The sequence below is a fragment of the Lysinibacillus sp. G1-3 genome (genome assembly GCF_056322905.1).
In genome coordinates this window covers 1-15654 of the sequence record NZ_JBWHYQ010000027.1, presented here as the reverse complement: position 1 = coordinate 15654, position 15654 = coordinate 1, and the positions used below count along the sequence as shown (strand labels likewise).

13 protein-coding genes are annotated in these 15654 nt (G+C 36.6%); 6 read left to right on the top strand and 7 right to left on the bottom strand.

Going from position 1 to position 15654, the window contains the following annotated elements:
* Positions 1-670: 670 nt before the first annotated feature.
* Positions 671-1039: a DUF2500 domain-containing protein gene (locus tag ACVYAD_RS22550; protein ID WP_476428025.1), complete on the top strand. Its 369-nt coding sequence runs from the start codon at positions 671-673 to the stop codon at positions 1037-1039.
* A gap of 30 nt (positions 1040-1069) precedes the next feature.
* Here the strand turns inward: ACVYAD_RS22550 and ACVYAD_RS22545 are convergent, their stop codons facing one another.
* From ACVYAD_RS22545 to ACVYAD_RS22535, 3 genes are all read right to left on the bottom strand, one after another.
* Positions 1070-3424 (bottom strand): bifunctional 2',3'-cyclic-nucleotide 2'-phosphodiesterase/3'-nucleotidase, encoded by a 2355-nt coding sequence (locus tag ACVYAD_RS22545; protein WP_349661735.1) that lies wholly within the window; start codon positions 3422-3424, stop codon positions 1070-1072.
* A gap of 327 nt (positions 3425-3751) precedes the next feature.
* Positions 3752-4375 (bottom strand): FMN-dependent NADH-azoreductase, encoded by a 624-nt coding sequence (locus tag ACVYAD_RS22540; protein WP_349661736.1) that lies wholly within the window; start codon positions 4373-4375, stop codon positions 3752-3754.
* 402 nt (positions 4376-4777) lie between these two features.
* On the bottom strand, positions 4778-5485 hold the full coding sequence (locus tag ACVYAD_RS22535) for a DsbA family oxidoreductase (protein ID WP_476428024.1): 708 nt from the start codon (positions 5483-5485) through the stop codon (positions 4778-4780).
* Positions 5486-5611: 126 nt separating this feature from the next.
* Here ACVYAD_RS22535 and ACVYAD_RS22530 point away from each other — a divergent pair, with 126 nt between their 5' ends.
* Positions 5612-6991 (top strand): FAD-dependent oxidoreductase, encoded by a 1380-nt coding sequence (locus tag ACVYAD_RS22530; protein ID WP_476428023.1) that lies wholly within the window; start codon positions 5612-5614, stop codon positions 6989-6991.
* Between the two features lie 121 nt (positions 6992-7112).
* On the opposite strand, the gene ACVYAD_RS22525 is transcribed toward ACVYAD_RS22530, so the two are convergent.
* Complete coding sequence (locus tag ACVYAD_RS22525) at positions 7113-8039, bottom strand: manganese-dependent inorganic pyrophosphatase (RefSeq protein ID WP_476428022.1); 927 nt, start codon at positions 8037-8039, stop codon at positions 7113-7115.
* Positions 8040-8508: 469 nt separating this feature from the next.
* On the opposite strand from ACVYAD_RS22525, the gene ACVYAD_RS22520 reads away from it, so the two are divergent.
* Complete coding sequence (locus ACVYAD_RS22520; RefSeq protein ID WP_349661740.1) at positions 8509-9309, top strand: GNAT family N-acetyltransferase; 801 nt, start codon at positions 8509-8511, stop codon at positions 9307-9309.
* A gap of 67 nt (positions 9310-9376) precedes the next feature.
* Here the strand turns inward: ACVYAD_RS22520 and ACVYAD_RS22515 are convergent, their stop codons facing one another.
* Both ACVYAD_RS22515 and ACVYAD_RS22510 read right to left on the bottom strand, forming a co-directional pair.
* Complete coding sequence (locus tag ACVYAD_RS22515; RefSeq protein ID WP_476428021.1) at positions 9377-10243, bottom strand: MurR/RpiR family transcriptional regulator; 867 nt, start codon at positions 10241-10243, stop codon at positions 9377-9379.
* A 310-nt stretch (positions 10244-10553) separates the two neighbouring features.
* Positions 10554-11783 carry an MFS transporter gene (locus ACVYAD_RS22510; RefSeq protein WP_476428020.1) on the bottom strand — a complete coding sequence of 410 codons (1230 nt, stop codon included), beginning with the start codon at positions 11781-11783 and terminating at the stop codon, positions 10554-10556.
* A 205-nt stretch (positions 11784-11988) separates the two neighbouring features.
* Here ACVYAD_RS22510 and thrC point away from each other — a divergent pair, with 205 nt between their 5' ends.
* From thrC to ACVYAD_RS22495, 3 genes are read left to right on the top strand one after another with little or no spacing between them, the layout of a single operon-like run.
* Complete coding sequence (gene thrC, locus ACVYAD_RS22505; protein WP_476428019.1) at positions 11989-13041, top strand: threonine synthase; 1053 nt, start codon at positions 11989-11991, stop codon at positions 13039-13041.
* On the top strand, positions 13038-13952 hold the full coding sequence (gene thrB, locus ACVYAD_RS22500; RefSeq protein WP_476428018.1) for a homoserine kinase: 915 nt from the start codon (positions 13038-13040) through the stop codon (positions 13950-13952). The genes thrC and thrB overlap by 4 nt, the downstream gene beginning before the upstream one ends.
* 28 nt (positions 13953-13980) lie before the next feature.
* Positions 13981-14664, top strand: a complete 684-nt coding sequence (locus ACVYAD_RS22495) for an MtnX-like HAD-IB family phosphatase (protein WP_476428017.1) — start codon at positions 13981-13983, stop codon at positions 14662-14664.
* A 168-nt stretch (positions 14665-14832) separates the two neighbouring features.
* Here the strand turns inward: ACVYAD_RS22495 and ACVYAD_RS22490 are convergent, their stop codons facing one another.
* A complete protein-coding gene (locus ACVYAD_RS22490; protein WP_349661745.1) occupies positions 14833-15444 on the bottom strand; it encodes a phosphatase PAP2 family protein in 612 nt (203 codons plus the stop codon).
* Positions 15445-15654 lie beyond the last annotated feature (210 nt).

Sequence of the window (15654 nt, the reverse complement as noted above, 5' to 3'; positions counted from 1 at the left end):
AAGCTACTGATGGCATAAAAAATTAGCCATGGCTGTTTGATCAGAGCGTAGTCATGGTAGCTATTATTTTAAAAAATGGCCACTTATTTCATATAGATGCACATGATTTTATTATTATGACTACTCCCCCTCTGTTAGAAGAAAAGTTACCGTACTAATGACTTTCAATGAGCCTTTTTTATATTTACTTTCATAAAACAAACTTTTGTAAAAGTAATATTTTACCACATTTTCTAAATACTCATTGAAAACTTACATTGTTTAATTTATTATTCGTGTAAGATACTGTTTTTAGAGGTTTTTCCACGAAAAACTTTATTGTGATGTGCATCTTATATCTCCTGATTTTTTGACGCGGACATTTATCCAAAAATTTCATTTACGTCTACATATATTGAACAATTAGAAGATAAGAAGTTTGCTTTACATGAAATTTAACTATTAAGGATCTAACAAAGCCTATCGATTGTTTTTACAACAGTATATACAGGAAACAGTGTAAATCCATGGGCGCAAGAAGAATGGATTCCTGATGCAGGTACAGATTGAATTTTATAACACTCCCCTAGAAACAGGTGGTGTATTGTCGTAGTTGATATTGTAGTGGATCTTGAAGTATATCCTTTATAAACAACTTCAAGCACAATATTTCGTAGAACGGAGGACTTTTATGGTAGGGTTTGATGAATTCTCTTCAGGACATACTTTTATTTCAATGATGTTTTTTATCGTATTCGGTATTATCGCATTTTCTATTATTAAAAGTACTGTACAATGGTCAAAAAACAACAATGAACCATTACTAACAGTACCCGCTAAAGTCGTAACAAAACGGTCTAATACTAGAGGAGGTTCTGGTAACTCTAGTGCTCATACATCGTACTACGTCACGTTTGAAGTACAAAGTGGTGATCGTTTAGAATTAAAGATGAATGGCCGTGATTATGGACAGCTTGCAGATGGTGACTTTGGCTTACTATCATTTCAAGGAACACGTTATCATACATTTGAACGACAAAAAAAGGAGAGCAGCGTTTAACAACGCCCTCTCCTTTTTAACATTTCATTATTATTTAATTAAATATTTACCAAAGCCGCCTTCAGTATCGCCTAAATATTCGATACTGCTACCTGCAGGAATAACTTTTTGTGCATCCTTTGCAGAATTGTAAATAACTTTTGTATTTGCTGGGAACGGTACAAATGACCAATTGTTATCCGCAGCAGGATTAATTGTTTTGTTTGTCATAATGTAGTCAATGACAGCTTGGCGATTTTCATAAGCATAGTTTGTTAAGTTAGAGCCATCCGCCTTTTTAAATGTAGCACCATAAGAACCACCAACACGGTAATTGTTCGAAATGATAATAAATTCTTGTTTTAGATCGATTGGTTTACCGTTGTATTGCACGTTTTTAATACGATTTGCTTTTTCGTCTAGTAAAACACCTCGACTATCATACTTTGCAGGTGATGTTACATCAATTTGATAAGTTAAGCCATCTAATACATCAAAATTGTAAGAGCGTGCCTCTGGGTCAATAATATTTTGTTCTTTAGTTTGTTTTGGATCAATTGTTGCAAAAACACCAGCAGCCATTTCTAACCATTCAATAGCTTGCGCACCTGTTACTTTAATCGTTGCAAGCGTATTATCGTAATAATAGATGTCTGCCATATTTTTAATTGCTAGCGGACCTACAGGAATGTTTGTGTAATCTGCAGGGTTATTTCGAGATCCCGCTTTGAAAGGTGCACCAGCTGAAAGAAGTGGTATGTTTTCATCAGCAGTACCTTTTAATTCTTTTTCAATAAACCATTTTTGAGCTTGTGTCACAATTTGAATAGAAGGATCGTCTTGAACCATTGAGAAGTAGCTATGGATTGGTGCAGTTGTCTCACCAACAGGCTGACGAATATACTTTAACGTACCTTCATGCGCTTCTTTAATTACATTTAAAACTGTTTTAGATGGTTTTAGACCTTCTTGTTTGATAGAGCGGATAGAACCTTGTCCATCCTTCACAACCCATTTAGCACCTTTTTGTTCTAGTTGTAAATCAATAACTCCAAGATAGCTACCATAGCTTCCTGCCATTACAGTTGGAACACCGTTAATTGTCCCTTTTTCTTGATCGACATTTTTCAGATTTTTATAGTCACCTGGGAATGTTAAATGAGAGTGACCTGTAATTAAAGCATCGACACCTTTAATCTCAGAGATTTGGTACCCAACGTTTTCGGTACCTTTTTCGTAAGTATCTTCACCAATACCTGAATGTGAAAGTACTACAATTACATCTGCACCTGCTTTTTGCATTTCTGGTACAACTTCTTTCACCGCTTCAACTGGTTCTTGCATTTCTACTTTGCCTGCTAAATGAATAGCATCCCATTCAACAATTTTCGTAGGTACAATCCCTGTTACACCCACTTTAAGCGTGTGCTTTTTACCTGTATTGTCTACTACCTCTTTATTAAGAATTACATACGGTGTGTACATACGCTTTTTTGTTTTAGCGTCGTATGTGTTTGCATTTACGACTGGATATTTTGCATCATTTAATACTTCATCTAAAAACTTTAAACCATAGTTGAACTCGTGATTTCCTAAAGTTCCTCCATCATATTTCAGCGCATTTAGTGCTGCTATTGCTGGATGAACCTCACCTGGTTTCAAAGGATTCTCTATCGCTTTATAAGAGCCTAGTGGCGTTCCTTGAATTAAATCACCATTATCAAATAATAATGTATTTGGGTTCTCCTTACGGGCTTGTTCAATTAATGTAGCCGTGTTTGCTAAACCTACATCAGCTGATTCAGCATCTAAGAAATAATTGTAATTAGCAAGATTTGTATGAATATCTGTTGTTCCTAAAATTTGAAGATTTACTGTAGATGTTGATAATTTGTATTCAGCTACAAAGCGTTTAATAATACTTTGCATTTGCTCAGTTGTTACATAGGCACGCGGACGAATTGTGTTATCCTCAAAGCCTTGTAATAAGTTTGCTGCAACAGCATTTGCTAAATCTTGCTTATGTGCTTTAGCAATTTGATCCGCATCTTTAAACTTATCTAATACAGAAAGCGGTGCATTATCTTTGGCTAATCCACGAGCAGAAATAACGAATGCTTGTTGTCGTGTCAATTTATCATTTGGCCCAAACAACGTCGCCGTTTTACCTTTAATAAGATTCAGTTCTACTGCCTTTTCTACATACGGAGCTAACTCCTTAGAGATGTCAGTGAAGGCAGTTTTGGAACCATCCCCTAGCCCTACATTTAAGCTTTCTACTAATTCTTTCACGTAATCCCCGCGTGTCACATCGTTTGATGCAGCATTCGCAGATAGTCCAAATGGTAACACCGCGAATAGAACAAGTAACATCGCTAAGAATTTAGTAATAAACTTCTTACCCATGGTAACAACCTCCTTATAAATCTAATATTTTCCTACGTTTTTCATTATATTATACTAATTAATAATTTAATTGAATAAATAGTCCTAATTGTATGTATTTTTAAACGAATAGCAAAACTCTACTTCTGAAAATAATAGAATAATATCATTTACACAACCGGATGTTAGTAAATGTAAATTCGAAGTACATGAATAGTACCAATAGGTTAGACCTACTTACCACTACCATACCTCTATGAATAAAAAAAAGTTCTCTCAAATTAGAGAGAACCTTTATTAAAAGAATTACTATATTTCCCTAGTCAACACGCCAGAGAATAGTATTTATTATGCAGTTACAGTTTGTAAAGATTGAGCTACTTTTTTAACCGCTTCTAGGCCATTTGCAATAATTTCTTGCGCTTTATCTTGTGAAGCGTTATGACCTTCAATGATAACCTCTTCGATAATTTCCATACCGAACATGCCAACAACGTTTTTGATATAGTTAACTGACATTTCTATTGATTGTGCTTCAGGTGTAGAGTAGAAACCACCACGTGCATTTAGAATAACTACTTTTTTGTCACCCATTAAGCCTTCTAATTGACCGTTTTCATTATATTTAAATGTATAACCAGCTTGGAATACATAGTCAATGAAAGTTTGTAATTTCGCTGGGATTGTTAAGTTCCAAAGTGGGAAAGCAAATACGACAACATCGGCTGCAGTTAAAGCATCCATAGCTTTTTGTTTTGCAGCTAAAAGACGTGATTCAATATCAGTTAACGTTTCACCGTTTTGAACTTTACCAAAAGCATTGAAAAGATCTTGACCGAAATAAGGCATATCTTCTGCGAATACGTCAAAAGTCGTTACGTTTACACCTTGTACATTTTCCATAAATGTGTCGTACATTTTTGTTGAAATACCGTCAGGACGGTTGTTTGCTTTTACTACTAATACATTCATTATATAAATTCTCCCTTAAATTTCAAAATTTAATATCTCGAATTCAAGATATATGAATATATTAAAAAACTTTGTGTAAAAAGTCAACGTTAGTATACTAAGACTTTTGACCGAAATGCGGATATTTCAAAAAATTCACATCATAAAATAAGGTTGATTTCCATTCCGACTGGGCGCTTTCCTAAGGGCGTCCAGTCTCCATTCCAATCAACTTTGCCACATGATATGCGTTTAACAAAGATCTATCTCCTTTTACTTGGAATGTAAAATGAACTTACCAGAGCTTTTTCGTGTTTCGAGAGTATTCTGTAAGGGAACCAAACTTTTTCGAGGTTCGTGTCAGATCGGCTTCCTGTCCAAAGTGATCAGGTCCTGTTATTTCTTAACCTTTCAAAAACAAACTTAAAATTTACAACTATCGTCCGTACAAACTCCACTGTCTCCAGAGCCTGCCATCTTTAATTCTGGTTGTAAGCCTTCTTCCTCGGCAACTTTACGTAAAGTTTCTTCAAATACTTCTTGAGGTTGTGCTCCTGAAATACCATACTTACGATTTAATACAAAGAACGGTACCCCTCGTACGCCCAGTTGTAGCCCTTCTTGTATATCAGCCTCTACCTCTGTTTTAAAATCGTCGTTAGCAAGAACCTTTGCAACTTCTTCACGATTTAAACCTACTTGCTCGGCAATATCGATTAATACATCATCCTGACCAATTCGCTTTGCTTCAATAAAATAATTGTATAATAGTGCTTCGACAAGCGCTGAAACATCCCCTTGTTGTTCTGCCCATTTTACTAGCCGATGTGCTTTTAAAGTATTTTCTTCCATTGAATGATCAAAGTTATAATCTAGGCCAACTTCTTTTGCACGAGCAGCAACACCTTGCGTCATTTCTTTCGCTTTTTCTAGCGACATCCCATACTTTTTCGCCAATGCTTCATACGTAGACACATTTGTATCCACAGGTGTTGTTGGGTCAAGTTGATAGCTTTTATAAACGAGCTCTACTTGCCCTGCAAAACCAGTTTCCTCAATCGCTTGCTCTAGTTGCTTTTTGCCAATATAACAAAACGGACATACATAATCTGACCAGATTTCAATTTTCATAGTTAGTCACGCTCCTTTTGCTACATTGTAGCGATAGTAATGATTACAAGGCAATTTTTATGCTTCATTGCATAATTTCTCAAATCAATCTACATACTGAACGTAAAAACAATGTGAGGGTTATGTATGACACAATCTCTTTGGCTCGGAACAATTGATCCCGTCTCCCTACCAACTCTTCCTGCGTCAACAACTTGTGATGTATGTATTATTGGCGGAGGCTTGACGGGACTATATACAGCATATGTCTTAGCAAAATCAGGTGTAGATGTAGTCTTACTTGAGGCAAATTCCCATATCGGTCATGGTACGACTGGTCATTCAACAGGAAAATTAACTGCACAGCATAGCTTAGTTTATGCCAACCTTATTGAAAAACTTTCTGTAGATGAGGCGCGGCTTTATTATCAGCTCAATCAAATAGCTGTAGAAAAAGCATTACAGTTACTCCCTAAAGAAAGTATCCAACAAGTAGATTCATTGCTTTATTGCCAAACAAAAGAAGGCTACGCCCAATTATTAAAAGAATGGAATGCCTATAAAGTATTAAATATTAAGGCGAAAATCACTACTGACACAGAGCTTCCCTTTCCAATTACAAAAGCACTCAGCATGTCCCAGCAGGCACAAATTCATCCTGTAGAAGTATGTAATTTCCTTGTTAAAGAAGCTTTATCAATGGGCGCAAAAATCTATACAAATACCCGTGTTCAGCAATTAAACATACCACAAAATAGCTTACATACCGCAAATGACATGTCGGTTCAATACAACAAGCTTATTTTATGCTCACACTATCCAATTGAAGCCTTTAGAGGACTACATCTTTTCAAACTTTCTAACAGTCGCTCCTATATGGTTGCTGGTAAATTCACTGATACGCTACAAGGTCAATACTTATGCGTAGATAATCCTACACGCTCTATTCGAACAGCTACCATTAACGGTGAGCATTATTTAGTATTGGGTGGCGCTAATCATATTGCAGGTGAAACAACCAATACCCAACCCTATTATGAAGCTATTCAAAATGAAATGAAGGCTCACTTCGATCAGGATCCTATCTATCGCTGGTCTGCGCAGGACATCGAAACACCTGATATGGTCCCGTATGTTGGCAGGATTACACCGTCTTTGCCTAATGTTTTCATTGCAACTGGCTATCGAAAATGGGGAATTTCCAATTCTTTTGTAGCCGGAGATCTACTGTCCTCCTTAATAACAGGTGCTGGGAATGAAGATGGCGCCATTCCCCTTTATTCACCAACACGTACGAAATTTGGTGCTCAATTTATGCAGATGCTAAAGGTAGGAGGTTTTGTAGCTAAAGAATTCGTAACAGGTTATGTGAAACGTGCGAATACACCAACTTGCACGCATTTAGGTTGTAAAACAAAATGGAATGAAGCCGATGAAACTTGGGATTGCCCTTGTCACGGCTCTCGCTTCAATGCCAAAGGGGAAGTTCTTGAAGGTCCTGCTGTGCACCCTTTAAAACTAGATTAACAAATGCGCTAAACCGCTCGTTTACATCTACAAGCGTTGGAGTGCCCACAGTAAAAGTATTCCTATAAATTCCTTAACAATAAAAAAAGAGGTTGCCTATTTCGCGGCAACCTCTTTTCCGTTATTTCAATGCATCAGTTAAAACTGGAACGATTTGTTTTTTACGAGATACAACACCCGGTAAAAGTACGCGATTATTCACAAGCTCTGCGCCAAATCCTTTTGCTGCAGCCTCTGCTACTTGTCCAATTGCAACAGCAGTTGAATCATTGTTTAAAATATCCGTTACAACAAAGAAGAATAAATCTAAACCATTTTCTGCTACATTTTTATTTAATAAATTTTCTAATTCCTCTTGGCGGCCAAGTACATCGTTAATGTCGACAGCATTTACTTGGGCCACTACAGATTTATATTCACCGAATTGGAATTCTTTCGCATCTAATGATAAAAGATCTTCTAATGATTTATCTGAAAGATCAGCACCTGCTTTAAGCATTGCTAATCCATATTCAGCGGCATCAACACCTGCAATTTTCGCTAGCTCTTCACCAGCTTGTACATCTTGCTCAGTGCAAGTTGGAGATTTGAATAATAATGTATCAGAAACGATGGCCGAAAGCATTAAACCAGCAATGTTTGCAGGAACTGCTACGCCATGTTCTTTGAAGATTTTATTTAAAATCGTAGCAGTACAACCTACAGGTTCAGCTCGGTAGTATAGTGGGTCTGCTGTTTGGAAGTTTGCAATACGGTGATGATCAATCACTTCTGTAATTTGTACTTCTTCGATTCCGTCTGCAGATTGTTGGAATTCATTGTGGTCTACAAGGATTACTTTCTTCGCTTCTCCAGCTACTGATGAAATTAATCGAGGTGCCTCAAAGCCAAATTTATCTAAAGCAAATTGTGTTTCATTATTTACTTCACCAAGGCGTACCGCTTCAGCATCAACACCAATTTGCTGTTTTAAATATGCATATACAATAGCAGATGTAATTGTGTCTGTATCTGGATTTTTATGACCAAAAACTAAAACTTTACTCATTAAATTAATTCCTCCTAAATGGCAATAACATTTATAGTTTATTTTATCATACCTTATGAACGAACATGTTATAAAGTGAAAGTTTATCTATAAAGGAACTACTGCCAATATACATCCGAAATCCCCCGTTTTAGGATAACCATATTATCATGTATTACTTACTTTTCTTATACACGCTAGAGGCAGGCTTTATTAGCTCAGGAAAGAAGACTAAAAGTATGACTACCTGGAAAGCATCGGGAGATAAAAGAATCCCTTTTTATAACATTTATAGATTATTATTAAATATAATATATTTATCTGTTAATAACACCCTATTTATAACATTTAATAATAAAAATACACAGTTTATAAAAAATACTTACTATAAATAGATATATAGTTGTGTTTTTATATTTATGAAAACGTAATTTTATGCTATTATCAGGTAGTCTATATTTTTTAGGATATACAGGAAATGGGGATCACAATGACAAAGAAGATGGAAAAAAAGTATATTCCTTTAGCAAATTATTTTGAAGTAGCTTTACAACAAGAAATTACTTTATCATTTAGCGAACTCGAAAATATTATGGGACAAGCCTTGCCAAATGCAGCTTACTTAAATAGGAGCTGGTGGAAAAAAACAAAGCCCCCTCTCTCTCACTATTTGTCATGGACAAATGCAGGCTATTATGTCATGGATGTTAAGCTCGGTACTAGTGTAACTTTCTCGCGTACACAAATGAAGACTACGAGTAATGTTTCTACAAATGACGATAACCCACCTGCATACATAATTCGAGCAATTGAAGCATCTGACGCCCGATCATTTATTCATTTGCAAGAAGAAATTTTCCAACAAACTGACTTCATGTATAATATGGAAAACGAATTAGACCTTACAGTTCAACAACTTCGAAAAGATTTGGTCTATTGGAAACAATTGAAGAACCGTACGATTTTATGTTGTATAGTAAATGGCATTTTTGCTGGCTATGCCGTTATTCATGGATATAAACATTCTAAAGCTAAACATGTTGCAACAGTTCATCTAGCTGTTAAGGAGGAGCATCAGCGACAAGGTATCGGCTCTGCGCTGATGGAAGCAGTAGAACGTTGGTCTATACAGCGAGATATTTCACGCCTAGAAGTATCTGTCATGGAGCATAATGAATGTGCTTTAAATTTGTTCAAAAAATTAGGTTTTCAGCAAGAAGGCATCCGACAAAATGCCATTAAATTAAATGATACCTTTATTAACGAATACAGTTTAAGCAAAATTTTATAAGCTTCTTTTTCAAGGATGTCTAAAACTTATTTGGACATCTTTTTTTATGTGTAGCGTTATAAAATGATTAGAAAACTTGCTTTTCTCTTACTGCATCTAAAAATAATAAATTATTTTCTACTTGTTCATAGGATTGCTGATATTTTTCATATTGTACCTTGTCCTGACTGACCATTTCCTCAATTAGCGCATGTAAAAAAGAGAACAATACTGGAATAACGTCCAATGAAGATTGCTTTTTCAGACCAAGTGTAAATAATGCACTTGCATATTCCCGAATAGAAGAAAACGCAGACCCAGTAATGGCGATAATTCTTGCCTTTTTCTTCTTAGCAATTTCTACAATCGTTTGAATGTCGTTTGAATGCTTGTCCCATGAAAAAACAATTAATGTCGTTTGATCACTCATACTGTTAATTTGCTGTACAAGATCATCAGATTCTGAGCGAAGCTGTTTCACGTTTGGACGTAACGTTTTCATTGTATACGCTAACCAGTTTGCAATGGACGCAGCTTGACGAGTACCTAAAATATAAACGTTCTCTGCTTCGTGCATCCATTTAGAACTTTTTTGGAGCGTATGATCATTTATCAAATGAATCGTATCTTGAATATTTTGTATATCACGTTGCATGACCTTACCAAAACTCGAAATATTAATCTTAGTTGATGGATATGTAAGTTGAAGACTCTCATGACCATTTTGATTCATTAAATAGCTTCTAATTTTGTCTTGAAGCTCTACATAACCCGATAAATCCATCGCATAACAAAAACGAATCACTGTCGATTCACTAACATTAGCCTGTCTCCCTACTTCTGCTGCTCCATTACTAATTACAACTGTAGGGTTGTTCATAACAAATTGTGCAACTTTACGCTGTCCCTTCGACAGCCTAACAAATCTACTTTTTATTTCTTCATTAATACTCATTTCTAACAACCTTTCTTTCAATGAAATTATCACGAATGGAGATTGTTTCTTACTGACTCTAAATTCGGTTAAAAATACAGTATCACGATTACAATCTGAATACAATGACTTTTCTGAAAAATCTTTAACACTTTAACTTGCTAATGTGACAGTTTCATAAAATTGTTCTATCCTTAAGTTTTTCGATGAATTGATTCTAACAGATTTTTTAAAATATTTGAATAAAAATTAATATTCCTTAATTTTTATGTAATAAAATTATAAAAAATGTCTTGGACTAGACAATCGCCCATCCAAGACATGATTTTTTTTAATCTAATTCCATTTGTTTTGTTTCTTGTCCTAAGAAAATTACCCCAACAACTCCGATAACAATCGCTCCGCAGAAAATCGCGAAGATGAAGCCGATATCATAGCCTGCCGTTAATAAATATCCTACTAACAAAGGGCCAAAGATGCCACCGATACGCCCAACGGCTGCTGCCATTCCTGCACCTGTTCCACGAATAATTGCTGGATACTGCTCTGGTGTATAAGCATAGAGGGCACCCCATGCTCCTAAGTTAAAGAACGATAAAAACATTCCTGATGTTAATAGTACTACCATCGTTTCGGCATTACCAAAAATGAAAGCACTTACAGCTGTACCAATTAAATAGGAAACAAGTACAAACTTCCGTCCAAATTTTTCTATAAACCATGCAGCTGTAAAATAACCTGGTAACTGTGCAAGCGTCATAATGAGAACATATTTAAAGCTCGTAATCATATCGAACCCTTTACTAACCATGACACTTGGTAGCCATAAAAACATACCGTAATACGAGAAAACAACCGTAAACCATAATACCCATAACATAAGTGTCGAGCGTACGTATTTTTTCGACCATACTTCTTGAATATTTTGCACAACACTACGTTTTTTAGACTCTGCTTTTACTACAAATTGAGGTGAATCTGGTAAGTGCCAACGAAGATAAATTGCATATACTGCTGGAATTGCCGTTAACAATAAAGCTATACGCCATCCCCATGTTGGAATAACAAAATACGAAATCAGTGCAGCGATTAACCACCCCGCTGCCCAGAAGCTTTCCAATAAAACAACCACTCGCCCACGTTCTTTTGCTTCTACACTCTCAGAAACTAGCGTCGATGCGACTGGCAATTCGCCCCCTAGTCCCATGCCTACTAAAAAGCGTAGTGTCATAAAAGCAAATAATGTAGTTGTAAATGCTGATAAGCCACTTGCAATCGAAAATAAAACGAGCGTCCACATAAAAATTTGCTTACGTCCTACTTTATCGGCAAGCACGCCGAAAATAAGAGCTCCTACAGCCATCCCGATTGAATTGATGCTACCTATCCAACCTGCTTGACTTGGTGTTAATCCCCATTCAACTGCTAACGCCGCAATAACGAATGATAATATCCCTACATCCATAGCATCGAAAAGCCAGCCAACGCCTGCTACCCCTAAAAGCTTATTACGAGAAATAGATTGTTGAACCTTATTTGTTGTTACAGTATTTGTCGTCATTCTAACCACCTGTCTTTACACTTGACTTTACATTTCAAGTTTACTATACAGTTATTTCAAGAAAGTGACAAGTAAAAATTCAAATTACCGAATTGTTTCGACAATTTCTCAAATTCTATTGAAAACATAGGGCCATTTGCGTTAAAATGTCTTTTATACAAAAACAACTGTTCTTCCTATAAGAACAAAAGGAGATCGTAACGTTATGTGGAAAGGCCTAATCGAGGAATATAAACAATTTTTACCCGTAACAGAAAGTACACCTGCTCTAACTTTAAACGAAGGCAATACGCCTCTTATACATTTAGTAAATTTATCTAAGAAACTTGGCATTGAACTTTACGGAAAAATCGAAGGTGCAAATCCAACAGGTTCATTTAAAGACCGAGGCATGGTATTTGCCGTTGCAAAAGCAATTGAAGAAGGTAGCAAATGCGTTATTTGTGCTTCAACAGGTAACACTTCAGCTGCAGCTGCAGCTTATGCAACACGTGCTGGAATCCAATCCATAGTCGTGATTCCTAAAGGGAAAGTTGCCCTAGGTAAGCTAGCCCAAGCGACAATGTATGGTGCACAAATTATCGAAATCGACGGTAATTTTGATGATGCTTTAAATATCGTTCGTCAAGTAAGTGAAACAACTCCAGTGGCACTTGTAAACTCTGTAAATCCATACCGCATCGAGGGGCAAAAAACAGCATCATTTGAAATTGTAGATGCTTTAGGAGCCGCTCCAGATTATCTTTGCATCCCTGTTGGTAACGCAGGTAACATTACTGCGTACTGGAAGGGCTTTAAAGAATATGATGCAGCAAAAGGCTCTGGCTTACCTAAGATGTTCGGCTTTGAAGCTGAAGGTGCAGCAGCAATTGTAAACGGTGAACCTATTGCTAATCCTGAGACAGTGGCAACAGCTATTCGTATAGGTAATCCCGCAAGCTGGAAATTTGCAGAAGCAGCTCGCGATGAGTCAGGTGGAATTATTGACTCGGTTACAGACGAAGAAATTTTAGCTGCTTACAAATTAATTGCAGGCACTGAAGGAATTTTCGTTGAGCCAGGTTCAGCTGCATCATTAGCGGGCGTTATTAAATCAGTTGAAAATGGCAAAATTGCAAAGGGCTCTAAAGTTGTTACGATTTTCACTGGTAATGGCTTAAAAGATCCTGATACTGCTATGAATATCTCGACTGTAGATGTTGTCTCACTTAAAAATGATGAGGGAGAAATTCGAAAATACATCGAGGGCGTACTATGAGTAACATGTGGCAAATCTCAGTTCCTGGGAGCACTGCCAATCTAGGCTCCGGCTTTGATTCAATAGGGCTTGGCTTGTCTCTTTACTTAAAGTTAACCGTGTCTTTACAGGATAGATGGGAAATTATCCACCTCGATGATAATGGTCCTAAAGAGTTTGAGCTAGAAGAGCACTTACTATACGTGATTGCTAAAAAAATTGCAGATCAATACGGTAAGCAGCTACCTGCCTGCCGTGTTGAAATGGCAAGTGAACTTCCATTAGCCCGCGGTTTGGGGAGTAGTGCAGCTGTCATCGTTGCAGGAATTGAACTAGCTAACCAAGTATGTGATCTAGGCTTAACTGTACAGGATAAACTCGATTTATCCTCACAAATCGAAGGGCATCCAGACAATGCAACAGCCTCGGTATTAGGAGGATTAACAATTTCCTCAATGGATGAAAATGGCGTTGTTGATACATTTCATGTTAATGATATAGAACCTTCCTTTGTTGTGTATGTACCAGATGTTGAACTAAAAACAAGTGAAGCTCGTTCTGTTTTACCAGAGCAATTTGACCGTGCATACGCAGTGAGAGCCTCTGCAAATGCAAATATGCTAGCAGCTTCATTAATGGTTCGTGATTATGAGCATGCAGGTCGTTATATGGAAGCTGATTTATTTCATGAACCTTTCCGTGCCCAATTAATCCCACAATATAAAGAAATCCGTGCATCCGCTAAAGCTAATGGGGCATTTGGAACAGCTTTAAGTGGGGCGGGACCAACAATGATTTCTATCATCCCTACTGCTATTGAGCAAAATTTTGTAAATGCGATGAAAAATCAATTTCCAGAGCATCAAATTATCTTAACAAAAGCCGATGAACATGGTGTACAGGTGAAATTTAAACGTCTACTGCAAAAGTAGACGTTTTTTCTTGGAAGGGGGAAGTAGCTTGAAACCAATTATTTTTTGTGATTTTGATGGTACTATTACAGAAACAGATAATATCGTCTCACTAATGACTCAATTCGTTCCAGAGGAATCTGAGAAAATTGCTACGGCAATGATGGAACAAACCATTACCTTTAAAGATGGCATTTCAGCAATGTTCGAGCTATTATCGACTAAACAAAAGGATGATGTTATCCACTATTTATTAAATACAGCCATTATACGTAAGGGCTTTGGTGATTTCGTTCGTTTTGCACAAGAAAAGCATATTCCGTTTTATATTGTTAGTGGAGGTGTAGACTTTTTCATTGAGCCACTGTTAGAAAAGTACGGTCCATTTTCCGGTATATATTGTAATAGTGCCGATTTTTCCGGACAGCAAATTAAACTCGTCTTTCCAAACGGCTGTGATGAAGAATGTACGAAATTTGAGACACAGGGCTGCGGTTGTTGCAAGCCAAGCGTTATGCGACAGGTTGCACAGAGCAATCATTTTAAAATCGTGATTGGAGATTCACTCTCTGATTTTGAGGCTGCAAAACAGGCAGATTTAGTACTTGCTAGAGATCATCTTATTAAACGTTGTAAAGACCTTCATCTTCCTTATGAGTCTTTTGAAACATTCTATGATTGCTTAGAAGTTGTAAAAAAGTTTATGGAAGCAGACAAGGCTGTTTCCATTTAATTAAAAAAATAAAGCTCATCACCATAACGTGTGGTTGATTTCCGTTCCGACTGGGCGCTTTCTCTTTTGGTGGTGAGCCAGAGATAAGGGCTGTACGTTCATAAGTGACACCCTTATTTCTACATAAAAAAGGGAACCAACTTTAATTAGATGGCTCCCATTTCAGGTTTATAATTTATTTTTCGTTTTAAAAAGTCTCTTTCGACGTTCGTACCAAAAAACACAAATAACAAACCACGTATACCCCATACTCCAGCCGGCCAATACATCAGAAGCAAAATGACGGGCTCCAGCAACTCGAGACAAACCAATAAGCACAGTTAAAACAACTGCCCCAAGCCAAAGTAATGTCTTACGTCCTCTGCTATTGTTCTCCGAAAACACATAAGCAATTGTAAATAAATACAAGATACCGGTCATAGAATGTCCGGATGGAAAGCTAAAGGATGTTAATTGTTCTTCAATCTCCGGTCTTGGTCGTTGAGTCCATTTTTTTAATAATTGGTTAAGTACATTCCCACCTGCGATTGTTAACAAAACAAATAGTATGCCTCGGTTATTTTTCACTTTCCACGCTAAATACACTATTAAGACGATAGCGACAGATACTACAAATACCGGTTCTCCTATATAGTGAAAAAAATCTACAAAACGGTTACCGAAAAATAAATCAGCCATTTTTGTATCAAAAGTACTGATTAATTTACTTTGAAAAGTACCTCGTAACACAAAAAAGATAATGAGCGTTAATACCGCTAAAGGATAAGCCCATTTTTTCATTTATTACTTCACCTCAAAACTATATGCTACTATTATATTTTTCACATCATATCATATTTAAGCTTGCTTGAGGTAATTTGCTTTTTATCCCGCATTAAGGGGCTGTAAACTTTAAATAATTAACTGCCCCTAAATGCCCGATTGGTGAAGACTAATAATCAGCGGGGTAAACCTCCCCACTGATTTAAGTTTCACTTTATCCCGCATTAA